The following is a 23,017-nucleotide window of genomic DNA, read 5'->3' as shown; positions in this document are numbered from 1 at the left end:
TTACCCCTCGGTCCGACCGTAGACATCCTCGATGCGCACGATGTCGTCCTCGCCGATATACTCGCCCGACTGAACCTCGATCATGCGCAGCGGCACCTTGCCGGGATTTTCCAGGCGGTGGGGGGTGCCGGCGGGAATGAAGGTGGATTCGTTCTCGCGCAGCGTGAAGGTCTTGTCGCCGCAAGTGACCAGCGCGGTGCCGGTGACCACCACCCAGTGCTCCGAGCGGTGCCAGTGCTTCTGCAAGCTGAGCTTGGCGCCGGGATTGACCGAGATGTGCTTGACCCGGAAACGGTAGCCGTCGTCGATGGTCTGGAACCAGCCCCAGGGCCGCCAGGCGCGGGTGCCCTGGCTGGCCTCGGACCGGCCCCGCGCCTTCAGATCCTCGACGATCTTCTTGACGTCCTGGTCATGGCTCTTGGCCGCCACCAGGATGGAATCGTCGGTGGCCACCACGATCAGATCCTCCACCCCTAGGGTGGTGACCAGATGGCGCTCGCTGCGGATATAGGAGTTGCGGGTGTCTCCGGCCATGACATCGCCCACCAGGACATTGCCATCCCCGTCCCGGTCGCTTTCCTGCCACAGCGCCGACCACGAGCCGATATCGGACCAGCCCATGTCCACCGGCACCATGGCGGCCTTTTCGGTATGCTCCATCACCGCGTAATCGATGCTTTGGCCCTTGATGGCGGCGAAGGGGGCATCGGCCAGGCGGAAGAAGAACAGGTCGGTCTGGCCCTGGGCCAGGGCGGCGCGGCACTGGCTCACCATGTCGGGCAGGCGGCGCTCCAACTCGCGCAGGTACACATCGGCCTTGAACAGGAAGATGCCGGCGTTCCACAGATACTCGCCCGAGGCGAGGTAGGCTTCGGCGGTGGCGCGGTCGGGCTTTTCCACGAAGCGCTCCACGGCGAAACCCTCCATCAGGGCGCTTCCGCGTTTGATATAGCCGTAACCGGTATTGGCCTCGGTGGGCTGGATGCCGAAGGTCACCAGATGATCGGCCTGGGCCAGGGGGATCGCCGTCTCGACGGCGCGGCGGAAGGCCTGGGCATCCTTCACCCGATGGTCGGAGGGCATGACCAGCAGCAGGGAATCCGGCTCCGCCTCGGCCAGCAGGGCCGCCACCGCCACCGCCGGCGCCGTGTTGCGGCCCATGGGTTCGATGACGATGGCGCGGGGCTCGATGCCCTTCTCGCGCAGTTGCTCGGCGACGATGAAGCGGTGCTCGTGATTGCACACCACCATGGGCCGCCCCGGCAGGCGGGCGGCGGTCTGCTGCAGCAAGGTGTCGTCGCCCAGCAGCGGCAGCAATTGCTTGGGACGCAGCTCGCGCGATAGCGGCCACAGGCGCGTTCCGGCCCCACCGGACAGGATGACGGGAATTACGGCGGGGGGCTGGTTGGTCATGGTGCGCTTCGGCCTTGGGGTCAGGGTGGCGGCAGTTTAGGGCCGGGTGGGGACGAACGTCCACTCCGAATGGACGACGCGGTACAGCAAGGCCTTGGTATCGCGGGGATGATCTGATAACACTCGCCGTCATCGCGGTCATGTTTTTCCAAGAGGTTGGGATGAGCTTTCCCGAACGCCGTGTCGGTTCCATCGCCGATTATTTCGATGCCTATGCGGGGCAGATCTCCCAGGCGCTGGCTTCTGTCGGCCGCGACGCGCTGCATCAGGCCGAGCGGCTGCTGAGCGCCGCTCTGGAGCGCGACGCCCACATCTTCTCGTGCGGCAATGGCGGATCGGCGGCCATCGCCAATCATCTGGTCTGCGACCACACCAAGGGTGTGTCCACCGATACCGGTCTGCGTCCCCGGGTGTTCAGCCTGTCCACCACGGTGGAGACCATCACCGCCATTGCCAACGATATCGAATATGCCGAGGTGTTTGCCGCCCAGCTGCGCCTGCTGGCGCGGCCCGGCGACGTGGTCATCGCCATCAGTTCGTCGGGCGATTCCGAGAATATCGTGCGTGCCCTGGATTGGGCCAGGGCCAACGGCATGGGCTCCATCGCGCTGACCGGCTTTTCCGGCGGGCGCGGCGCCAAGGCCGCCGATGTCAACCTGCACGTGGCCGCCGACAATTACGGCGTGGTCGAGGATGTGCATCAGACCCTGATGCATGTGCTGGCCCAGTTCGTTCGCCAGGCGCGCATGCCCGATTCCCTGGTCGCCCAGCGGCGGTTCTGAGCCCATGGCCGCCAAGACCGTCCTCTGCGTGGTCGGTGCCCGGCCCAATTTCATGAAGATCGGCCCGGTGATCGCCGGGCTGGTGGCCGAGGGGCTGAGGGCGCCGCTGGTCCATACCGGCCAGCATTACGACGAGGCCATGAGCGACCAGCTGTTCCGCGACCTCGGCCTGCCCCATCCCGACGTCAACCTGGAGGTGGGTTCGGGCAGCCACGCCCAGCAGACCGGCCAGATCATGCAGCGCTTCGAGCCGGTGCTCGATGAGTTTAAGGCCGATGCCGTCCTGGTGGTGGGCGACGTCAATTCGACCATCGCCTGCGCCCTGGTGGCCGCCAAGAAGGGCGTCGCCGTGGTGCATGTGGAAGCCGGCCTGCGCTCCTACGACCGCGCCATGCCGGAAGAGGTCAACCGGGTGTTGACGGATCAGATCTCGGACTTCCTGTTCACCACCGAGCGGTCGGCCCAGGCCAACCTGCTGCGCGAGGGCATCGATCCCGCCCGCATCCATTTCGTCGGCAACGTGATGATCGACAGCCTGCTGGCCCATGCCGAGCGGGCGCGGCCCGCTGCCGAGACCCTGGGCGGGGCCGGTTTCGCCGAGGGCTATGCCCTGGTCACCCTGCATCGCCCCTCCAACGTGGACCAGCCGGACACCCTGGCCCGGCTGGTCGGATGCCTGGAGACCATGGCGGAGAAGGTTCCGGTGGTCTTTCCCCTGCATCCACGTACCCGCGCCCGCATCGAGGCGGCGGGGCTGATGAGCCGGCTGGACCGGCCCAACGTGGCGTTGCTGCCGCCGGTGGGCTATCTCGAGATGCTGGGCCTGATGCGCTCCGCCAAGGTGGTGGCCACCGATTCCGGCGGATTGCAGGAAGAGACCACCGCACTCGGCGTGCCCTGCCTGACGGTTCGCGACAATACCGAGCGGCCCATCACCATCGCCGAGGGGACCAATACCCTGGTGGGCACCGACCGGGATGCCATCCTGGCGGCCTTCGATGACGTGCTGGCCTCCGGCGGCAAGGCCGGACGGGTGCCGGAGCTATGGGACGGCAAGGCCGGGCGGCGCATCGCCGCCATTCTGGCCGAGCGGCTGTAGCCGGCTGCGGACAAAAGCCCTTTGCCTGTCGTCATTCCCGCGAAAGCGGGGACCGAAGGGAACGCGAAGCGGACAATCCATGCATTCGCTCCGCTATATTTTGTGCCTATGACACGGTTGTGCCGCAATATGGACCCCCGCCTGCGCGGGGGTGACGATAAAAAAGGTGGTCGGGAGCGTTTTCCCGCAGCCTGCTAAGCGGCTCGGCTCGGCTCGGCTCAGGCCGGGCGGGCCAGCAGGCGGGCCAGCTTGCGCCGCAGCGGACCCAGATTGCCGGTTGCCACCATCTTCGAGACCAGCCACAGGCGGCGCAGCCAGACGAGGGCGGGATTCTCGCAGAAATCGAGCTGATAGCGCCAGGCGGCGAGGACATTGGCCAGGGCACCGAGCACGGGGTTGTTCCGCTCGCACAGCCGCTTGGCCAGCCACCACACCAGGGCGGTGTTCCAGGGAATGAGGTAGACGCAGTTCTCCAGCACCGTCTTGCGGTCCAGGCGGGTGACCACCGGCTTGTAGACGAAGTTGTAGAGCGTGTTGTCGGCGACCTTGTCCTCGTGCAGGTCGGCCTGGGTGATGTAGCCCTCCTTCAACGCCCGCTCGGTGATGGGGTAATTGGGGTAGAACTGCATCTTGTAGGTATTGAGCTGCAGCGGCTGCGGCATGTCGGCCAGCAGGCGGATGCTTTCCTCAATGGCATCGGCGGTGTCGAAGGGATTGCCCAGAATCAGGTCGCACTGGACCTGGATCCCCAAGGTTCCCAGCATCTTGGCCTTTTCCAGCAACTCCACGTTCTTTCCGGGGCGCTTGAGCACCTCCAGGCGGATCTCGTCGGAGCCTGACTGGATGCCGAAATGCATCCGGTCGAGACCCGCCGAGACCAGGGCGCGCATGTTGTGCTCCTTGATCAGCTTGGGGACCAACTCGCAATTGAAGTTGGGGCCGCCGAAACGGAGGTAGGCCTCGCTGAACTCCTTGGTCCAGTCGTCGAAGACGCCGAACACCTCGTCGTTGAAGGTGACGAAGCGGGCGTTGGGCTGGCGCTCCAGGCGGTCCTTGATTTGGGCGATGACGTTGTCCGGGCTGCGCAGCCTGACGAAACGGCCATTGCCGCGATTCATGGGAATCAGCAGGGAATTGACGCAGTAGCTGCACATGTAGACGCAGCCGCGCCCCGCCATGACCAGGATTTCCTCCTCGGCCATCTCGGGGTCGTCGGTGGTCAGGCGGTCATGCTCGATGAAATGCATCTGAGGCTCGCCATAGGCCTCGAAGGGGATGATGTCCAGGTCCTGGATCAGCATGCGCTGGCCCATGTCCACGGGCTTGGCCTCGGAATCCTTGTGCCATAGCCCCTTGATGCCGGTGAAGTCGCGCGAACCGGCCCGCAAGCGCTCCAGGATGTCGAGGATGACCAGCTCGCCCTCGCCCTTGCAGGCGTAATCGCCGTAGCTCAGGGCCTCGTCGGGGGAAATGGTCGGGTGCTTGCCGCCCACCACCACGGGGGCGTCGGTGATCTCGCGCACCGCCCGGATCACGCGCCGCGCCGCCGGCACATAAGGGGCCAGCACGCTGACCGCCACCATGTCCGGCTTGGCCTGGCGGACCACCGCCTTGAGATAGCCGATCTCGGTCTCGGTGATCGGCGTGTGGCGGTTGGTCAGGTTGTCCTTGAACAGGATGGCATGGGAATCGATGCCGCACTGGCGGGTCAGTTGGTGGAAGCCACGCACCGGAAAGGACTTGAAACAATAGAGCGAAATGAACAGAACCCGAGGCCCGGCGGCGGGCGGACTCTGCCAGGGGGGGCTGGCGGCGGCGGCGGCCAGCAGGGCGAGGGTCGGATCGAGGTCCGGGGCGGTGGATGCGTTCATGGACGGATATATAGATCATCCCCAACGGAATTTCATCAGCCGCGCCGCGCGGGCAAGAACCTTTACAGCGTAGGGAGCTTCCGCCATACCCTTGGCTGTGGCAACGGGGATGATTGGTGATGAGGGCGGGAAACAGGGGTGGCGGTGAAGGCGGGTGGCCCCATTCCATGGGTCTCGGCCCCTCGGTGCCGTTCGCCATCCTGGCTGTGGCCCTCGTGGGTCTTTTGCTTGCCGGGTCCATCCGCTACCTGCTGTTCGCCAGCTATTTCGACCATGGCGAGGTCAGTCTGGCGGTGCGTGGCTGGCAGCTGACCCAGGGTGCGCCCATCTACCGCGACGCCGCCGACCCGGAATTCCTGCTGACCGTCTATGGCCCCACGGTGTTCGCCTGGAACGGCCTGTGGAACTGGATCGGCGGCGGCACCCTGGCGGCCAGCAAGCTGGGCGGTGTCGCGGCGGCGCTGATCGCCGCGCTGGCCTTCGCCCTGCATGCCGCCCGCCAATTCGGGCGCAAAGGCATTGCCCCCGCCTTGGGGCTGATGCTGGCTCTGGTGCTGATGGGCGACAAGAAGGCCTATTGGGTGCGGCCCGATCCCGTCAGCCTGTTGCTGGTGACCCTGGGCCTCGTTCTGGTGGCCGAACTGGCCCGCGAGCGCCGCCCCTGGTGGGCTGGTCCCCTGGCTCTCGGCGTGATCGGCGGCCTGCTGGCCGACGTCAAGGTGCATCACGGCCTTTACGCTGTCCCCCTGGTCTTCGGCTTTCTCGCCGGCCAGCCGCTGCGCCGCTGGCCGCTGGCCGCGGTGACCGGGGCACTGGTTGCGGCCTTTCCCTTCACCCTGCCGTGGTTTCCGCCCGATATCTATGCCTCCATCCTGGCCATGGTGGCCGGGCGCCACGAGGTCGAGCCCCTGCTGGCGCTGCGCCAGATGAACCACCTGATCTATTTTTTCGTTCCCGTCCTGGCGGCGCCCTTCGCATGGCGCCGGCTGACGGGGGGAGAGCGGCTCTATGTCGCCGGCTATGGCGGCTCCGCCCTGGTGGCCATCTACCCTTCCGTGGTCAGCGGCAGCGGCTGGTACCAGATGCTGGCCTTGCTGCCCGTCACGGCGGACCTTGCCATGCGGGTGGCGCGCGCCCTGCCCGATCCACGCCGTATGGCCACCGCCTTCATCCTGGTGTTCACCGGAGCGGCGGTGGGCTTCGCCTGGCCGTCGCAGCGCCAGGTCCACCGCTTCTTCCGCGAGAACACCTGGACCGCCGAGGCCGCCGCCGAGATCCGCGCGGTGATGGCGGCCAATCCCGGCAAGACCATCGAGATGGGATTCGGCAATCACAACGAGAAGCCCTACGAGCGCACCTTCCTGCGCACCATTCCCATCTTCGCCGGCCATCCTTCCACCTTCGACGGCTGGTCGGAGATGGAATGGTCGTATATCGGTCGTCCCGCCTCGTCGGCCAAGATCCTGCGCCTGCGGCGCTGCACCGCCGAACTGATGCTGGTGCCGACCGGAGGCGACCCGTTCACCATGTCGTCGTATTTCGGCGGCGGCGAACGCTTTCTCAAGCCCTACAGGATCGCCTTCGATTCGGCCTACGAGTTGAGGTCGGAAGGCCGCTACTACGATGTCTGGGGATGCGTGGCGGTCGTTGATTTTACCAAGCCTAAGCGATAACGTGCGCGCGCCATGACCCATCACTGCCGCATCTGCTCCGCCGCGATCACGCCGTTCATGTCCTTCGGGCGCATGCCGATCGCCAACGCCTTCCTGCGCTCGTCCGCCGAGGCCTCCGCCGAATATTTCTACGAGCTGGCCCCGGCGCTCTGCCCCGAGTGCAAGACCTTCCAGATCGTGAATATCCCGGCTCCGGACCAGATGTTCCACGACCATTACGCCTATTTCGCCAGCACATCGCGGGTGATGACCGAGCATTTCCGCGCCATGAGCGAGGATCTCACGCGGCGCTACCTGGGTGGGGCCGATCCCTTCGTGGTGGAAATCGGCAGCAATGACGGCATCACGCTCTCCAATTTCGCGCGCAAGGGGCTGCGCCACCTGGGGGTCGAGCCCTCGGCCAACGTGGCCGAGGCGGCACGGGCCAAGGGCGTGCAGACGCTGTGCGCCTTCTTCAATGTCGAGACGGCGCGGGCCATCGTGGCCGAGCACGGCAATGCCGATTTGTTCATCGCCACCAACACCATGCACCACATCGAGGACACTAACGCGGTGGCCGCCGGCGTGGCCCATCTGCTGAAGCCCACCGGCGTGATGATCCAGGAGGATCCCTATCTCGGCGACATGGTGGCCGACTGCGCCTACGACCAGATCTATGCCGAGCATATGTACATCTGGTCCATCACCGCGCTGGACAACGCCTTCGGTCGCCATGGGCTGGAGGTCTTCCACGCGGAGCACAACGACCACCACGGCGGCTGCATGCGCTATCACCTGGGCCACAAGGGCGCCCATGTCCATTCCCCGGAACTGGCCGCCGCCAAGGCGCGCGAGGTCGAGCTGGGCCTGGGCATGCCTGAGACCTACGATGCCTTCCGCAAGGGCTGCGAGGAGTCCCGCGACCGGCTGATGGCGCTGATCAACGATTTCCGCGCCCAGGGCAAGCGGGTGGCCGGCTATGGCGCCACCGCCAAGAGCGCCACGGTGATCAACTGGTGCGGCATCACGCCCGAGCACGTTGAGTTCATTTCCGACACCACGCCCGCCAAGCAGGGCACCCTGTCACCCGGCGCCCATATCCCGGTGGTGGCGCACGAGCGCTTCGCCGGCCAGCCGCCCGACGCGGCGGTTCTGTTCGCCTGGAACCACTTCGCTGAGATCGACGCCAAGGAGCAGGCCTGGCGGAGCGGCGGCGGCAAATGGATCATGCCGGTTCGCCGGGTGGAGGTACGCTGATGCGGGTGTTTTACGGCCAGGCCATCTATGGCAAGGAAGAGATCGCGGCGGTGGTCGATGTGCTGGAAAACCAGCCGCTGGCCCTGATGACCGGCCCCAAGGTCGCCGCCTTCGAGACCGCGATCGCCGGGTTGTTCGGCAAGAGCCTCGGCCTGATGGTCAATTCCGGCTCGTCGGCCAACCTGCTGGCCCTGGCCGCCCTGGACCTGCCCAAGGGGTCCGAGGTGATCACGCCGTCGCTCACCTTCGCCACCACCGTGGCGCCGCTGCTGCAGCTGGGCCTGGTGCCGGTCTTCGTGGACAGCGGCATCGACACCTATGTGGTGGACGAGGCCAAGGTCGAGGCCATGATCGGCCCCCAGACCCGCGCCATGCTGATTCCCAACCTGATCGGCAACCTGCCCGACTGGGCGGCCTTGCGCGCCATCGCCGACCGCCACGGCCTCAAGGTGATCGAGGATTCCTGCGATACCCTGGGCGCCACCATCGGCAACAAGCCGACGGCGGCACTGACCGATATCTCGACCACCAGCTTCTACGCCTCCCATGTGGTGACCGCCGCCGGTTTCGGCGGCATGATCACCGTCTCCGACGAGATTTTGGCCCGGCGCGCTACCCTGCTGCGCGGCTGGGGCCGCTCGTCTTCCCTGATGGGCGAGCGGGAAGACGCCGATCTGCGCTTCAACTGCGAAGTGGACGGCATCCCCTACGATTCCAAATTCGTGTTCGAGGGCATCGGCTACAATTTCCTCCCCTCGGAGATTTCGGCGGCCTTCGGCCTGGCCCAGTTGGACAAGCTGCAGGGCTATCTCGAGACGCGCATCGCCAATTTCAACGCCCTGATGGATTTCTTCCGGGGCTACGGGCACTGGTTCACCCTGCCCCGGCAATTGCCCAACAGCCGTACCGGCTGGCTGGCCTTCCCGCTGCTGGTCAAGGACGGGGCGCCGTTCGGGCGCCGCGACCTGCAGATCCATTTCGAGGGCGCCGATATCCAGACCCGCACGGTGTTCACCGGCAACATCCTGCGCCAGCCGGGCTTCGCCGGTATCCCCCACCGGGCGCCGGCGGAGGGCTTCCCCAACGCCGACCGGGTGATGCGTGGCGGCATGCTGATCGGCTGCCACCAGGGTCTGGGCGAAGCGGAACTGGCCCACGTCTTCCAGTCGTTCCGCGACTTCGCGGCCAAGTTTTAGGTCCTGTGGGCGTGCGGCGCGTCCTGCTGACCGGCGCCACCAGCTTTCCCGGCTTGGCCCTGGCCGGGCGGTTGCGGAGCCTGGGTGCGGAGGTTCACGCCGTCATCCGCCCCGCCACCGACACCGCCGCTCTCGATCAGTTGGGCGTCCTGACCCATGTGGACGAGGGCGACATGCCGGCCATCATCGGCGCGGCACGGCCCGAAGTGGTCTTCCACCTGGCCAATCTCTATCTGCGCGACCACGGCGCTTCCGACGTGGCGCGGCTGATCGACACCAACGTCACCTTCGGGGCACGGGTTCTGGATGCGGTGGCGGGAAGCGGCGCCGCCTTCGTCAATGTGGGCACCTTCGCCCAGAAGTGGGGAGAGCCGCCCCGCCCGCTCAATCTCTACGCCGCCGCCAAGGAGGCGTTCGAGACCTTGCTGGCCCATTACCGCGACCTGGGTCTGGCCGCCACCACCCTGGTGCTGTTCGACACCTATGGTCCCGGCGACACCAGACGCAAGCTGGTCCCCACCCTGTTGGCCGCCCTGGACGGTGGCCCGCCGCTGGCCCTGCCCGACGAGGAGATGGTGATGGACCTCACCTATCGCGACGATGTGGCCGAGGCGCTGCTGGCCGCCGGGCGCGGCATCCTGGCCGAGCCGGACGTCTGGCGGGGCAGGCGCTTCGCCGCCTCGGGCTTTCGCCACACCATCGACGAGGTGGTGGCGGTCTTCGAGCGTCAGGCCGGCGTGGAGTTGCCCAAGCGGCGCGGCGGCTGGGCCGTGCCGGAGCGCAGCGTGCGGATTCCCTGGGCGGGGGAACGGGCGCCGGGCTGGTCGGCCAAGGTGACCCTGGCCGAGGGGCTGGCCCGCACCATCGGAGAGTCTCGCCGTGCAGGTTGAAGCCACCGCCATTCCCGACGTCAAGCTGGTCCGCCTGATCGCCCATGGCGACGAGCGCGGCCTGTTCGCGGAAGTGTGGGACAAGGCCAAGTTCGCGGACCAAGGCATCCGCGAGGAATGGGTGCTGCAGGGCCTGTCGCGCCAGAACCGGGCGGGCACCATCCGCGCGCTCCATTTCCAGACGCCGCCCCAGGCCCAGGCCAAGCTGGTGCGCGTCGCGCGTGGCCGGGCGCTGGACGTGGCGGTGGATCTGCGGGTGGGTTCGCCCACCTATGGCCGGCACGTGGCGGTCGAGCTGTCGGCGGAGGGGTGGGAGGCGCTGTACATCCCGGTGGGCTTCGCCCACGGCTTCTGCGCCCTGGAAGACGGTACCGAGTTGAACTACCTGCTGTCGGCTCCCTACAGCCCAGAGTGCAACCATCTCGGGTTGCTGTGGAACGATCCCAATCTGGGCATTCCTTGGCCGGTGGCCGAATCCGAGGCCATCCTGGCGCCGCGTGACCGTACCTTTCCCCGCCTCAAGGACCTGCCCGAGGTGTTCCGCTATCAAGGAGCCGGCCCATGAAGATTCTGGTTACCGGCGGGGCCGGATTCATCGGCGGCGCGGTGGTGCGCCACCTGCTGGCTGCCACCAGCCACCATGTGGTCAACCTGGATGCCCTGACCTATGCCGCCAACCTGGAGTCTCTGGAAGGCGCCGAGGACAATCCCCGCTATGCCTTCGAGCATGCCGACATCCGCGACGGCATCCGCCTGCGCGAGATCTTCGCCCGCCACCGGCCCGGTGCGGTGATGCATCTGGCCGCCGAGAGTCATGTGGACCGCTCCATCGACGGCCCGGCCGATTTCATCGACACCAACGTGGTGGGCACCTTGCGGCTGCTGGAGGCGGCGACGGAGTACTGGCGCGGCCTGGACGGCGCGGCGCGCGAGACTTTCCGCTTCCACCACGTTTCCACCGACGAGGTGTTCGGCGCCCTGGCGATGGACGGGTCGCGCTTCGACGAGGCGACGCCCTATGCGCCGCGCTCGCCCTATTCGGCCAGCAAGGCGGCGTCGGACCACCTGGCCCTGGCCTGGCTGCATACCTACGGCCTGCCGGTGGTGGTCTCCAACTGCTCGAACAATTACGGCCCCTACCAGTTCCCCGAAAAGCTGATTCCGCTGATCATCGCCCGCGCCCTGGGGGGCGAGGCCCTGCCGGTCTACGGGCGGGGCGAGAACGTGCGCGACTGGCTGTTCGTGGAGGATCACGTTACCGCCCTGCTGGCCATTCTGGAGCGGGGGCGGCTGGGGGAATCCTATCTGGTGGGCGGCGATTCCGAGCGCGCCAACATCGAGGTGGTGCGGGGCATCTGCGCCATTCTCGACCGGCTGGCGCCTGCTGTCCATGGGCGGCCCCATGCTGAAAAGATCAGCTTCGTCACCGACCGGCCCGGCCACGATCTGCGCTACGCCATCGACGCCTCGCGCCTCAAGGCCGAGCTGGACTGGCGCCCGGCGGTATCGTTCGAACAGGGCCTCGAGCGCACGGTGGTCTGGTATCTGGACAACCGCGCCTGGTGGGAGAAGCTGGTGCGCGACAAGGGCGCCGCCCAGCGTGTGGGTCTGGGCACCAAGGGAGAGACACGGTCATGAAGGGCATCATTCTGGCCGGCGGCAGCGGCACCCGCCTGCATCCCATGACCCAGGCGGTCAACAAGCAGCTGCTGCCCATCTACGACAAGCCCATGGTCTATTACCCCCTGTCGGTGCTGATGCTGGCGGGTATCAGGGACATCCTGCTGATCACCACGCCCGACGCCATCGAGCGTTTCCGGATGCTGTTCGGCGACGGCTCGCAGCTGGGTCTCAACCTCTCCTACGCCATCCAGGACAAGCCCAACGGCCTGCCCGAGGCCTTCATCATCGGTCGCGACTTCATCGGTGACGACCCGGTGGCCATGGTGCTGGGCGACAACATCTTCTACGGCCATGGCCTGCGCGGGTTGGTCCAAAGCGTGGCGGCTAGGCCCGAAGGCGCCACCGTCTTCGCCTACGAGGTGGCCGATCCGGAACGCTATGGCGTGGTCACCTTCGACAAGGCCGGCAACGTCACCCATCTGGAGGAAAAGCCCACCCATCCCACCTCGCGCTGGGCGGTCACCGGGCTCTACTTCTACGACAACCGGGTGGTCGACATCGCGCCCCGGCTCAAGCCCTCGCCGCGCGGCGAGACCGAGATCACCGAGCTGAACCGCGCCTATCTGGAGATGGGGGCGCTCAACGTCACCCTGCTGTCGCGCGGCTATGCCTGGCTGGACACCGGCACCCACGATTCCCTGCTGCAGGCGGCGCAATTCGTCCAGACGGTGGAGACCCGCCAGGGCCTGAAGATCGCCTGCCTGGAGGAGATCGCGCTGCGCATGGGCTTCATCGATCTTCCCCGCTTCGAGGCCCTGGCCAACGCGCTGGCCAAGAGCACCTATGGCCATTACCTGCTGCGCGTGGTCAGGGAATTCCGCGAGAAGGAATAGGGCCGCTCCCTATTCGTGCACCACCGCGTTTTCCAGGATGGTCTCCAGGCTGGGGCGCGGCGAGGCCACCACCAGGATGCGGAAGCCGAACAGTCCCTTGGAGAGCCGGAGCAGCAGGCCGTCGAGCCTGACCAGCAGGCGCGAGACGGCGTTGTCGCCGAGCGCCAGCTCGAACGGGGCGGGGACGGCGCGGACCTCCTCCACCTTGAAGCCGGCCTCTTCCAGCAGCCGGGGCAGGCTGGCGAAGGTGAAGAGGCGGGTGTGGCTGGCGTCGAGGATGCCGCGCTTGCCGTAGTTGAAGTGGCCGAACAGCAGTTGCAGCCGGTTGTAGATGAAGCCGATATTGCCCGAGCTGACCACCAGCTTCAGGTTCGGATTGCGCCCGGCCCGGCGGTGCAGTGCCTCCATGAACTTTTCCGGCTGCGCCAGATGGCCGAGCACGTCCAGCAGCAGAACCACGTCGTACTGGGTGGGGTCGAGGGGCAGCGCCCCGGCGTCGAGATCGCAGGGCGCGAAGGCATCGTAGCCGCGCTCGGCCGGCGGCGCGGCGCGGTCGATGCCGGCGACGAAGCAGCCCTTCTTCTTCAGTTCCTCGCCCACCAGCCCATCGGCGGCGGCCACGTCCAGCACCCGGCTGTTCGGCGGCACCAGGTCCACCGCCATGGCGTGGGCCTGGGTGAAGGTCATCTTGGGCACCTGGTACCCGGTCTCGCGCCCCTTGGGGGCGACGTCGTACTTGCGCTGGTAGACCAGGCTGAGGCGCTGCATCTGGCCCAAGGTCGCCTGCTTCATGATGTCCCAGGCGTATTTGAAGCCGTTGACGTGGCTGACTTCCTCGCCATAGCGGGTGGGAATGGGGAATTCCCTGATCCGCATGCCGGCGAAGTGCAACTGGATGATGATCTCGGTGTCGAAGTGGAAGTCGTTGGCGTTGGCGTAGAAGGGCAGGCGCTTCAGCGCATGCACCGAATAGAGCCTGAGGCCGGAATGGAATTCCGACAGCCGGGTACCCACCAGCCAGTTCTCCAGGCGGGTCAGCACCTTGTTGCCCACGAACTTGTAGAGCGGCATGCCGCCTTTCAGCGCCCCGAAGCCGCTCATCATGCGTGAGCCGAACACCGCGTCGGCCTCGCCGTCCAGCAGGGGGCGGACGAATTCGGGAATCTTCTCCGGCGGATACTGGCCGTCGCCATGAATCAGGCAGATGGCGTCGAAGCCGTTCTCGATAGCGTAATGCATGCCCAGCTTGACGTTGCCGCCATAGCCCTGGTTCACCGGATTGCGCAGGATGGTGGTGGGCATGCCCAGTTCACCGGTGCGATAGAATTCGGCGGCCACCTCGACGGTGCGGTCCTTGGAGCCGTCATCGATGACCAGCAGGTGGCTGTCCCATTCGGCCAGCCCGGCGACCGGGATGCGGCGCATGGTATCGACCATGAAACGCTCGGCATTGTAGGCCAGCAGGAACACCAGAACCCGCTTGCGTGTTCCGCCTTGCTCGGACTGAGTCACCAAGAACGCCATCCCCCTGCCGGAAAGGCGGCATATTGCCGCCAAACCACCCGGGGGGCAACCGTTCTCGGCACCTCTGGACCGTCTGCGGCGGGTGTGTTAGGCAGACGGGTGTTGGCGGGAGGAGACGGAAGCCCCGATGGCAAGTGACCCGGCAAGAATGGCGGGCGGCAACGGCCTGTCGGTCGCGGAGGCCGCTTTCGTCGGCATCGCGTTCATGTTTCTGCCGGTGGCCGCCTACGGCAATCACGGCATCGTCATCCTGCTGGTGGTCGCCGGCCTGGCTTCCCTGTGGCAGATCGTCCGGTACGGGGGGCGGGGATGGCCGTTGGGCCGGGTCATGGGCCTGGGGCTGGCGGCGTTCCTGACCTGGGGCGGCGCCAGCGCCCTGTGGGCGGAAACCCCCGGAATCGTCCTGCCGCGCGTGCTGCAGCTGGCGGGGCTGACCGCCGCCGGGCTGGCCGTGCTGTCCGCCTTGCCCGCCCTGGATCATCGGGCGCGTCACCGGATCGGGATGGCCATGGTGTTCGGCATGCTCGGCCTGTTCGCGGCCGTGGGGATGGACGGGGGGATGGATGGCGCCATCGAACGGGCGGTCCGCCGCCTGCTGGGGTTGCGGGTCCCCGAGGAATGGTTGCGCTCGCATTTCAAGGTGGGAGTGACGCTTTGCGGCCTCCTGATGCCGGTGATGGCCCTGTGGCTGTGGCGGCGCCGGCCCTGGGCGGTGCCGCTCCTGGTGGCCGGTCTGGTCGGCTGCGGCCTGTCGGTCGACAGCAACACCGGATTGCTTGCCGCCGGTGTCGCCGGGGCCGTGACGGCGCTCGCCCTGGTCTGGCCGCGCGCCGTCTGCGCCGGCATGGCCGTGCTGGTGACCATCGGTTTCCTGGCGGCGCCGGCCGCCGTCCAGCGGCTGCCGGCGCTGCCGGCCATGGCCGAAGCGGTCAACATCCTGCCCAATTCCATGATGCACCGGCTGGGCATCTGGGGATTTGCCGCCGGGAAGGTGGGGGAGCGTCCGCTGGCCGGCTGGGGGCTTGACGCCTCGCGGGCCTTGCCGGGCGGCGAAGCCATCATCAAGGTTCCGGCCCGCGCCTCCCATGGAATCATCATGTTGGACGTCCAGGCCATGCCGCTGCATCCGCACAATCTGATGCTTCAGGTCTGGTTGGAAACCGGATTATTGGGTGTCTTGCTGCTGCTGTCGGCGTTTCTCGCCCTGATCATGGCCTTGTGGCGGTCTCCGCCGGCGGTACGGGCGTCCGGATTGGGAACGGCTGCGGGAATCCTGGTGATCGGCGCCGCCAGTTTCGGCGCCTGGCAGGCGTGGTGGGTCGCAAGTCAATGGCTTGTCGCCACCTTCTGCCTGATCCTGTCCCCTCCCGCGACCCGAGACCTCAGCTCCGCGCCACCATCATCCTGAAATAGGCGATGGTCTTTTCCAGCCCCTGCTCCAGCACCACCTTGGGCTCCCAGTCGTTCAGCAACGCCTTGGCCTGGGTGATGTCGGGCTTTCTTTGCAGGGGGTCGTCGGCGGGCAGCGGCTTGTAGACGATCTCGGACTTGGCGCCGGTCATCTGGACTACCAGCTCGGCCAACTGGCGGATGGTCATTTCGCGCGGGTTGCCCAGGTTGACGGGGCCGGTGATCTCGTCGCCGGTGTTCATCAGGCGGATGAAGCCCTCGATCAGATCGTCCACGTAGCAGAACGAGCGGGTCTGGCTGCCGTCGCCATAGAGGGTGATGGGCTCGCCCTTCAGGGCCTGCATGATGAAGTTGGAGACCACGCGGCCGTCGTCGGGATGCATGCGCGGCCCATAGGTGTTGAAGATGCGCGCCACCTTGATGCGCAGCCGGTGCTGGCGCCAGTAGTCGAAGAACAGCGTCTCGGCGCAGCGCTTGCCCTCGTCGTAGCAGGCGCGCGGGCCGATGGGGTTGACGTTGCCGCGATAGCTTTCCGGCTGGGGATGGACGTCCGGGTCGCCGTAGACCTCGGAGGTGGAGGACTGGAAGATCTTCGCCCCCACCCGTTTCGCCAGGCCCAGCATGTTGATGGCGCCGTGCACCGAGGTCTTGGTGGTCTGGACGGGATCGCGCTGGTAGTGGATGGGCGACGCCGGGCAGGCCAGGTTGAAGATCTCGTCCACCTCCACATAAAGCGGGAAGGTGACGTCGTGGCGCATCATCTCGAAATAGGGATTGTCGAGCAGGTGGGCGATGTTGGCCTTGGTGCCGGTGAAGAAGTTATCGACGCACAGCACGTCATAGCCCTCCACCAGCAGCCGCTCGCAGAGGTGGGAGCCGAGGAAGCCGGCGCCGCCGGTGACCAGAACCCGCTTGCGATCATACTTCATGACGTCCCCTTTCCGCGTTCCGCGGTTTGAAGTCCCGAACTATCCCAGCCTTCCGATGCGCTCGAACTCGGCCGCCGCCTGGTCCCAGCCCCATGACCGCTGCCGCTCCAGGCAGGCCCGATGCAGGCGCCGCCACAGCGCGTCGTCGGTGAGGATGGCCACAGCATGACGGACAAAGGTTTCATCATCCTTCACGCAATACCCGGTTTCTCCTTCGATCACCCGCTCCTTCATGCAGGCGATGTCCTGGAGAACCGCCGGAACCCCCATGGCCTGGGCCTCGGCCACCGCCGAGCAGAAGGTCTCGCCGATGTCGCCGCGATAGAGCAGGGCGCGGGCGGCGGCCAGTTCGCCGACCAGCTGGGTCTTCGGCACGGGGCCGCGCAGCACCACGCCGTGGGGCCCCATGGCGCCGGCCCTGTCCAGCACCACGCCCATGCGGCCGGCCTTGGCGGCTCCCGCCGCGCCGTAGGTGGCGGTGCCGGCGAAGACGTGCAGTTCGGCGTCGGGGATTGCGGGGCGGATGCGCCGCTCCCACAGATCCAGCAGCCAGTCCAGCGAGCGCATGGGATTGGAGGTGAACACCACGCGGGGCGGCGGCGGTTCGGCGCGGGCCCCGGCATGGCGGAACAGGTCGGTCAGGCCGTAGGGCACCGTCTCGCGCCCGCCGGCGAAGGCATAGGACGGATAGGTGGAGGCGTGGCTTTCCCCCGAGAACACGATCACCGGCAGGCGCAACGCCAGCTTCCACTGGTAGCGCCACTTCATCAGGTAGCCGGCGGGATTGTGAATCCAGAAGATGGTGCGCCGCGCCTTGGGGCACAGGCGGATCAGCCTGTCGCCGCGATTGGGAATGTAGAGGTCGGCGGCTTCCGGCACGCCCCGGGACAGCGGCCGCCAGGTGACGCCCTTGTGGACGCGCTCCGCCTCGCACTTGTTGCAGACCAGCACCTCGTGGCCGCGCGCCGCCAGGGCGTTGGCCATCTCGATGAACGAGGTCTCGGCGCCGCCTAAGGGCCGCTCCTCCAATGTGGCGCCGTCGAAGACGATGCCGTCGTCGGTCATGACGATGCTGGCCAAGAGTCTATTCCTTCGGTTCGGCCTGACGGCCGTGGCGGATGGACAGGATTTCAACCGAGCCCGCTTTCCGCCGGATGGTCAGCACATACGGGCCGACGATGACGTGGCGCAAGCCCATGATGGGGCCGGGCCGCGCGATGTCGGGATGCTTCGCCAGCGTCCGGCGGGCCTCCTGGAACGGCGCGATCACCGTGGCCGCGGCGGCGGGATTACGCTCGGCGAGATAGGCGATCTCGGCCATGAACCAGCTCCGTGCGGGGGCCGTGAAGGGAGCAAGCCTCGGTGCCATCAACCGGCTTTACGTTTGTGACGCTGTTCGGCCTGGCGGATAATTTCCTCGGCTTCGGCCATGACCTCGTCGAAATCGAACAACTCGCCGCGCTCCGCCGCGGCCAGCCCCTCCAGCTCGCGCAGCACGTCGGCACCCTCGGTCTCCAGGTACTGCTTCAAGGCGCGCAGCATCACCCACGAACGGTCCCGCTCCATGCCCTTGGCGATGGCGTCGAACGCCTCCACCAACTCTGCGGGGACGCGCAGTGAAATCTGGGTCTTGGCGGCGGGCTCGGTCATGGCGGCCTCCTGGGTTTCGGCGTCATTCACCGTATCACAATGCATGACGCGGCACCTATTCCTTCTCGTACCGGGCCTTGAAGTGGGACAGCAAGGGATAGAGCCCGGCGCAGATGGCGATGATCAGGCCGTAGCCGCCTTCGCGCCAGCCGCCGCGCCGGACGTAGCACTTGAAGAAACGCGACAGCAGCCGGCGGAGGTTGGACGCGGTGGAGCCCCAGGTCTCGCCCCTCTCGCGCAGGTCGCGGGCCTTGGCGGTGGAATAGGAATCCAGGCGGCGGATCATGTCCGAGATGTTCTTGTCGACATAATGGAGCAGGCGGTTTTCCAGCATCGGTCCCTTCTTGCCCCGCCAGACCAGCGAGGGGTGGACGCGGTCCGGGCCCCAGGTCTTGGCCGACTTGCGGAACAGGCCGGGATAGGCGGCCTTGCCGTAGCTGGCGCCCCAGCCGTGCCGCACCAGACGCTCGCCGATGTAATTGTCCACCGGGATCTCGTGCCAGTCGAATGGCGTGGCGGCGATGGTGCGGCGGATTTCCTCGGCTAAGGCGGGGGGAACGTGCTCGTCGGCGTCCACCTCCAGCACCCATTCGGTGTCGCAGGCGGCAATGCCGGTGTTGCGGCGGTCGCCCTCCAGGTCCCAGCGCCCCTCGACGATATGGGCTCCGTAGGCCAGGGCGATATCCTTGGTGCCGTCGGTGCACTTGTCGAGCACCACCACCACCTTGTCGGCGAAGGAAAGCTTGTCCAGGCAGGCGGGGAGCCTCTTCTCCTCGTTGCAGACCACGACCAGGGCGGTCAGCGTGGTCATGGCAGAATGCGGCCGGGACGGCCGCGCTCCAAGAAGAGGGAGTGGTTCGGAGCGCGGGTGTCCCGCCCGCACGTCATCAGGCGTCTCATTTCACCCCCTTGAACCGGGGCAGGACGCGCTTGCGGGCATGCGCCATGGCCGTGCGGTAGACCTCCAGCGTCTGGTCCATGCGGTTGTCGAAACGCATGTCCTTCTCGGCCATGGTCCGTGCGGCGGCGGCCATGCGGGCGGTGGAGCCGGGATCGGTCATGACCAGGGCCATGGAATCGGCCAGCCGGGCCGGGTCGGCCGGCGGCACCAGCAGGCCGGTCTGGCGGTCCAGCACGATCTCGGGCACCCCGCCTACATTGCAGGCCACCACCGGCTTGCCCACCGCGAAGGCCTGGACGGCGACGCGGGGCTGGGCCTCGGTCAGCGAGGGGATCACCACCGCGTCGCCCATCTGCATCAGTTCCGAAATGTCGTCGCGATAGCCGGTGAAGACCACCTGGTCGGCCAGTCCGGCCCGGTTCAACTGCGCGTGCAGTCCGCGCTCGTAATCGGTGCATTCGGCGGTGGCCGAGCCGACCACGGCCAGCATGGGGGCGAGCCCCCTGTCCCGCAGCAGGGCCAGGGCGGCCAGCAGGTGGTCCTGGCCCTTGTCGGGGCGGATCATGCCGACGCAGACCCAGACGAAGGAAGCGGCGGCAAGGCCCAGCTCGGCGCGAAGTCTGGCGCGGGTGGCGACCGGGTCGGGCAGGTCGAAGAAACGCTCGTCCGCCCAGCCGCCGATGGACACCGAGCGTTTGGCATCGGCCAGCCCGATTTCCAGCAATTGCCGCCGCGTGCACTCGGCCACGGTGATGATGTGGTCGGCGCCGAGGCGCCATTGCAGGCGGCGGATGGCGCCGCCCCTCAGCGGCTGGTTGACGTGGCGCGAGCGCACCACGGCGACCAGGTCGAGGCAGGCGCACGCGGCCTTGGCGTCGCGGGTGACGTGGGTATCGACCACCTCGACCCGCTTCTCGATCAGCAGCTTGCGGAAGCCTCGCACCGTGGCAGGCTTCCACGGGCGGTCGAAGTTGAAGCCGATCACCGGCAATCCGGCGGTTTCGGCGCGCTTGTAGGATTCGCCATCCGAGGGCGAGGCCAGCCAGACGTCGTGGCCGTGGGCCTTCAGCCAGCGCACCTGCTCCAGGGTGCGGTGTTCCATGCCGCCCCAATTGCGTCCCGGAATGGTGTGGAGAATGCGCACGAGATCTCCCCTCTCTCAGGCCAGGATGAAGCGTTGCCACCACGCCTGCGGCGGCGGCGGCGGCAGGGTGACGCAGCGCAAGCTACGCCGGGCCAGACCCTCCAGCAGCAGGCGGGCCATGGTGATGGTGACCGCCGGCTTGAATTCGGCGCCGGGGCGATCATTGATGGGCTGGTCGTGCATCAGCAGGATACCGCCCGGAAGGCGGGGGTCGGCCAGCAGGCGCTCCACATCCTTGCGGCATTCGGCCTCCACGTCCCCGGGGCCTGAGCAGCGGGTGGCGGTCATGTGGTCCTCGGTGCTGGGGCCCCAATGGACCAGGGCGCAGCCGGGCCGCCAGCGGGACAGGGCGCGGTGAATGCGGGCCGAGCGCCGCCCGCCGTTATAGGGCAGCCGCACCAGATAGGGCTCCGGCGTCGGGCGGTGGACGGCCAGCAGCGTCTCGCAGCGCTCCATGTCCTCCAACAGGCGGGCGGTGGGCTCGCGGTCGAGGCGGACGTGGTCCCAGCCATGGGCGTAGACGGCGTGGCCGCGCCTCACGGTCTCGGCGACCAGTTCGCCCGCATTCACCGCGCGGCAGCCGCTCACGAAGAAGGTGGCCTTGGCCCCGAAGCGGTCCAGCAGGTCGAGCAGAGCCGGCGTGGTGTCGGGCATGGGGGCGTCGTCGATGGTGATGGCCACCGTCCCCGCATCGGTCAGCTGCCGCATCATCGGCCGCCACGCCCCCAGTGACCAGGAAATCCGCAATCGCTCTCTGCCCGCTTGTTGTGGCTTGGGAAGTATCAGGAATCGGCCTTTTCGAACAGTCCGATGATGGTGGCGTCCCAGATGTCGGGGCCATAGGCGAGGCAGCGGTCCAGAAGGCCGTGCAGGGCCGCCTGGGCGATGCGGCGCAAGCCGGTCCCCTTCGTCCCGCCGATCACCCGGCGGCAGACGAAGCCGGTGGCCGCCGCCAGTTCCTCCATGCGGCCCTTGGTGAGGGGGGTGACGTGGTCGAAGGTGTCGAACTGCATCTTCAGCCCCCAGGGCGAGGCACAGTTGGGCGAGCGCATCACCACCTTGCCGCCCGGCTTCAGCACCCGGGCCAGGGAGCGCATCAGCTCGGTCAGCGCCGCCTCGGGCAGGTGCTCGGCCACGTCGAACAGGGCGATGCGGTCGAAGCGCGGCCCGGCCAGTCCGGCCAGATAGTCGCGGCCGTCCACCAGCCGGATATCGACGCCGGCAAGGTCGTCCAGGACCGGGGCGAGGCCGGAATCGCTGTCCAGCCCGACCACGTCGGCGAAGCCGCGCGCCTGGAGATAGCGCAGGAAGATGCCGGTGCCGCAGCCGATCTCCAGCACGCTCATGCCCGGCGTGGACCCGGACAGGTGCAGGAACTCGCGGTCGAACTGGACCAGATGCTTCTTCTTGAGGCGGGGCCGCTCGCTGCGGGCGGTGGAATAGACGTCGATCGCCTTGGTCACGGCTGGGATTTCCGCAAGGTGGCCTGGCGGCAATGGCGCTTCAGGTCCTTGGCGCCGCCGCCCTCGGCCACCACGCGGGCCAGGCCGTCCGGGTCCTCGGCGATCAGGCCGGAACTGACCTCGATGCCGTAGGTGAACAGCCGCGCGGTCAGGGGCGCCCCCGGACCGACCAGCGCCACCCGGGCGAAGCGGGCCAGGCGCAGCAGGCCGGGCAGCGAGCGGTTGGCGAGCGTCGAGGCGGTGATGATCGCCGCTTCGGCGGCGGGCAGCAGCCACTCGGCGGCCTGCTCCGGGTACTGGCCGGCGGCCGGCTTGCGGTCGATGACCTTGGCGCCGGGCAGGCGGTCGTGGATGCCGGGAAAGGCGCCGATCACCACGGTGCCGCCGCCCTTGGCCCCGAAGCTCTCCAGGCCGTTGCCGCCGTCCAGCCGCAGGTCCAGGCGGTTGTAATGGGCGTTGCACGCCGCCGCGCCCAGCGCCTGGTCGAAGGGATCGGCGGAATGGACGAGGGCGGCCAGGGCCTTGAGTCCGGAATGGGTGCGCTTGCCGGCATGGCTGGTGGCGTTGCAGCCCGGCGTGCCGCGCTCCGGCGTCTGGGCGAGGCCGATGCCGGCCTCCGTCTCCACCATGGTCCAGTTGAGGCCGACCACCACCCGCTTGACGGCGGCGTCCTCCACCCCGTTGGCGAGGTCGGCGTAGAGCCGCCCCGGCCCCCACCAGCGCCACAGCGCCGCCAGCGAGGGCGCGATCAGCTCGGTCTGGCCGCCGGTGAACGCCGTCCATTCCTCGATCAGCACGCCCGGCACCGCGGTCAGCACCGGCACCCCTTCGGCCACGGCGGCCAGCATGTCGCCGGCCAGACCCTCGCCCTCCATCTCGGACTTGGAGAACTTGTTGATGAACAGCAGGTCGGCGCGGGTCTCGATGGCGCGGCGCACCGCGCCCGACGCCTCGGCCAGCGCCTGGGAATCCAGGATGCAGGCCTTGGATTCCTTGCCCAGGCTCTGGCCGATGGAGAGTTTGCGGCCGGTGTCGATCTCGGTGACCGTCATGTCGGTCTTGCGCCCGGTGGCGTCGCGCAGCGTGTCCTGCAGCAATCCCCCCAGGCGGAAGCCCCTGGCCGCCAGCTGGGCGGCGAATTCGGCCAACAATTTCTCAGGCGGCTTGCCCGGCGGATAGATCACTGCGCCGATGGCGGGCTGGCTGGGTTGCGGGGCCGGCGACATGGGGTGGTTCTCCTAAACCTTTTAGCGATGCCTTGACCAACGCCAAGACTCGTTTTCAGCGATGGCAGCATATATATCATTACAGCAAGCCCCC

The 23,017-nt window shown here is 67.4% G+C and carries 22 protein-coding genes; 10 read left to right on the top strand and 12 right to left on the bottom strand.

All coding sequences use genetic code 11. The features are described 5' to 3' along the window. Positions 1 to 1,413, bottom strand: a complete 1,413-nt coding sequence (locus H261_RS14855) for a mannose-1-phosphate guanylyltransferase/mannose-6-phosphate isomerase (RefSeq protein WP_008619033.1) — start codon at positions 1,411 to 1,413, stop codon at positions 1 to 3. 161 nt (positions 1,414 to 1,574) lie between these two features. On the opposite strand from H261_RS14855, the gene H261_RS14850 reads away from it, so the two are divergent. Further along, positions 1,575 to 2,195 (top strand): SIS domain-containing protein, encoded by a 621-nt coding sequence (locus H261_RS14850; RefSeq protein ID WP_008619032.1) that lies wholly within the window; start codon positions 1,575 to 1,577, stop codon positions 2,193 to 2,195. Positions 2,196 to 2,199: 4 nt separating this feature from the next. Next, on the top strand, positions 2,200 to 3,294 hold the full coding sequence (gene wecB / locus H261_RS14845; RefSeq protein WP_008619031.1) for a non-hydrolyzing UDP-N-acetylglucosamine 2-epimerase: 1,095 nt from the start codon (positions 2,200 to 2,202) through the stop codon (positions 3,292 to 3,294). 218 nt (positions 3,295 to 3,512) lie between these two features. Here wecB and H261_RS14840 read toward each other — a convergent pair whose 3' ends face one another. Then, positions 3,513 to 5,165 carry a B12-binding domain-containing radical SAM protein gene (locus H261_RS14840; protein ID WP_008619030.1) on the bottom strand — a complete coding sequence of 551 codons (1,653 nt, stop codon included), beginning with the start codon at positions 5,163 to 5,165 and terminating at the stop codon, positions 3,513 to 3,515. A gap of 167 nt (positions 5,166 to 5,332) precedes the next feature. On the opposite strand from H261_RS14840, the gene H261_RS14835 reads away from it, so the two are divergent. The 7 genes from H261_RS14835 to rfbA are packed head-to-tail and all read left to right on the top strand — an operon-like array spanning position 5,333 to position 12,676. After that, positions 5,333 to 6,838 carry a hypothetical protein gene (locus H261_RS14835; protein WP_008619029.1) on the top strand — a complete coding sequence of 502 codons (1,506 nt, stop codon included), beginning with the start codon at positions 5,333 to 5,335 and terminating at the stop codon, positions 6,836 to 6,838. Between the two features lie 12 nt (positions 6,839 to 6,850). Then, entirely contained in the window at positions 6,851 to 8,074 is a 1,224-nt protein-coding gene (locus tag H261_RS14830) for a class I SAM-dependent methyltransferase (protein ID WP_008619028.1), read from the top strand. Continuing rightward, positions 8,074 to 9,270 carry a DegT/DnrJ/EryC1/StrS family aminotransferase gene (locus H261_RS14825; protein WP_008619027.1) on the top strand — a complete coding sequence of 399 codons (1,197 nt, stop codon included), beginning with the start codon at positions 8,074 to 8,076 and terminating at the stop codon, positions 9,268 to 9,270. The genes H261_RS14830 and H261_RS14825 overlap by 1 nt, the downstream gene beginning before the upstream one ends. Positions 9,271 to 9,281: 11 nt before the next feature. Beyond that, positions 9,282 to 10,160, top strand: a complete 879-nt coding sequence (locus tag H261_RS14820; protein ID WP_161625038.1) for an NAD-dependent epimerase/dehydratase family protein — start codon at positions 9,282 to 9,284, stop codon at positions 10,158 to 10,160. After that, positions 10,150 to 10,725, top strand: a complete 576-nt coding sequence (rfbC, locus tag H261_RS14815; RefSeq protein ID WP_008619025.1) for a dTDP-4-dehydrorhamnose 3,5-epimerase — start codon at positions 10,150 to 10,152, stop codon at positions 10,723 to 10,725. Before H261_RS14820 ends, rfbC begins: the two co-directional genes overlap by 11 nt. Continuing rightward, entirely contained in the window at positions 10,722 to 11,798 is a 1,077-nt protein-coding gene (rfbB, locus tag H261_RS14810; RefSeq protein WP_008619023.1) for a dTDP-glucose 4,6-dehydratase, read from the top strand. The genes rfbC and rfbB overlap by 4 nt, the downstream gene beginning before the upstream one ends. Next, positions 11,795 to 12,676, top strand: a complete 882-nt coding sequence (rfbA, locus tag H261_RS14805) for a glucose-1-phosphate thymidylyltransferase RfbA (RefSeq protein WP_008619022.1) — start codon at positions 11,795 to 11,797, stop codon at positions 12,674 to 12,676. The genes rfbB and rfbA overlap by 4 nt, the downstream gene beginning before the upstream one ends. 9 nt (positions 12,677 to 12,685) lie before the next feature. Here rfbA and H261_RS14800 read toward each other — a convergent pair whose 3' ends face one another. After that, entirely contained in the window at positions 12,686 to 14,188 is a 1,503-nt protein-coding gene (locus H261_RS14800; RefSeq protein ID WP_235062943.1) for a bifunctional glycosyltransferase/class I SAM-dependent methyltransferase, read from the bottom strand. A gap of 139 nt (positions 14,189 to 14,327) precedes the next feature. Between H261_RS14800 and H261_RS14795 the strand changes: the two genes are divergently transcribed. Next, positions 14,328 to 15,608, top strand: coding sequence for an O-antigen ligase family protein (locus tag H261_RS14795; protein ID WP_085988773.1), 1,281 nt, complete (start codon positions 14,328 to 14,330; stop codon positions 15,606 to 15,608). Here the strand turns inward: H261_RS14795 and H261_RS14790 are convergent. The 9 genes from H261_RS14790 to H261_RS14750 form a co-directional block, all read right to left on the bottom strand. Beyond that, positions 15,583 to 16,539 (bottom strand): UDP-glucuronic acid decarboxylase family protein, encoded by a 957-nt coding sequence (locus tag H261_RS14790; protein WP_008619019.1) that lies wholly within the window; start codon positions 16,537 to 16,539, stop codon positions 15,583 to 15,585. The genes H261_RS14795 and H261_RS14790 overlap by 26 nt on opposite strands. 39 nt (positions 16,540 to 16,578) lie before the next feature. Next, the gene (locus tag H261_RS14785) at positions 16,579 to 17,619 is read right to left on the bottom strand and encodes a glycosyltransferase (protein WP_008619018.1); all 1,041 of its coding nucleotides are present in this window, start codon (positions 17,617 to 17,619) and stop codon (positions 16,579 to 16,581) included. A 4-nt stretch (positions 17,620 to 17,623) separates the two neighbouring features. After that, the gene (locus H261_RS14780; protein WP_081608961.1) at positions 17,624 to 17,908 is read right to left on the bottom strand and encodes a type II toxin-antitoxin system RelE/ParE family toxin; all 285 of its coding nucleotides are present in this window, start codon (positions 17,906 to 17,908) and stop codon (positions 17,624 to 17,626) included. Beyond that, positions 17,908 to 18,189: a CopG family ribbon-helix-helix protein gene (locus H261_RS14775; RefSeq protein WP_040476597.1), complete on the bottom strand. Its 282-nt coding sequence runs from the start codon at positions 18,187 to 18,189 to the stop codon at positions 17,908 to 17,910. The genes H261_RS14780 and H261_RS14775 overlap by 1 nt, the downstream gene beginning before the upstream one ends. A 55-nt stretch (positions 18,190 to 18,244) precedes the next feature. After that, positions 18,245 to 19,000, bottom strand: coding sequence for a glycosyltransferase family 2 protein (locus H261_RS14770; protein WP_008619015.1), 756 nt, complete (start codon positions 18,998 to 19,000; stop codon positions 18,245 to 18,247). A gap of 85 nt (positions 19,001 to 19,085) precedes the next feature. Then, entirely contained in the window at positions 19,086 to 20,234 is a 1,149-nt protein-coding gene (locus tag H261_RS14765; RefSeq protein ID WP_008619006.1) for a glycosyltransferase family 4 protein, read from the bottom strand. A 15-nt stretch (positions 20,235 to 20,249) separates the two neighbouring features. Continuing rightward, a complete protein-coding gene (locus H261_RS14760; RefSeq protein WP_008619005.1) occupies positions 20,250 to 20,945 on the bottom strand; it encodes a polysaccharide deacetylase family protein in 696 nt (231 codons plus the stop codon). Positions 20,946 to 21,016: 71 nt separating this feature from the next. Beyond that, positions 21,017 to 21,697: a class I SAM-dependent methyltransferase gene (locus H261_RS14755; protein ID WP_008619004.1), complete on the bottom strand. Its 681-nt coding sequence runs from the start codon at positions 21,695 to 21,697 to the stop codon at positions 21,017 to 21,019. Next, entirely contained in the window at positions 21,694 to 22,923 is a 1,230-nt protein-coding gene (locus tag H261_RS14750; RefSeq protein WP_008619002.1) for a DUF2478 domain-containing protein, read from the bottom strand. Before H261_RS14750 ends, H261_RS14755 begins: the two co-directional genes overlap by 4 nt. Between the last annotated feature and the right edge of the window lie 94 nt (positions 22,924 to 23,017).

The organism is Paramagnetospirillum caucaseum (assembly GCF_000342045.1).
GTDB lineage: Bacteria > Pseudomonadota > Alphaproteobacteria > Rhodospirillales > Magnetospirillaceae > Phaeospirillum > Phaeospirillum caucaseum.
The sequence above is the reverse complement of the archived record's forward strand: the minus strand, read 5'-3'. Positions and strand labels throughout refer to the sequence as shown.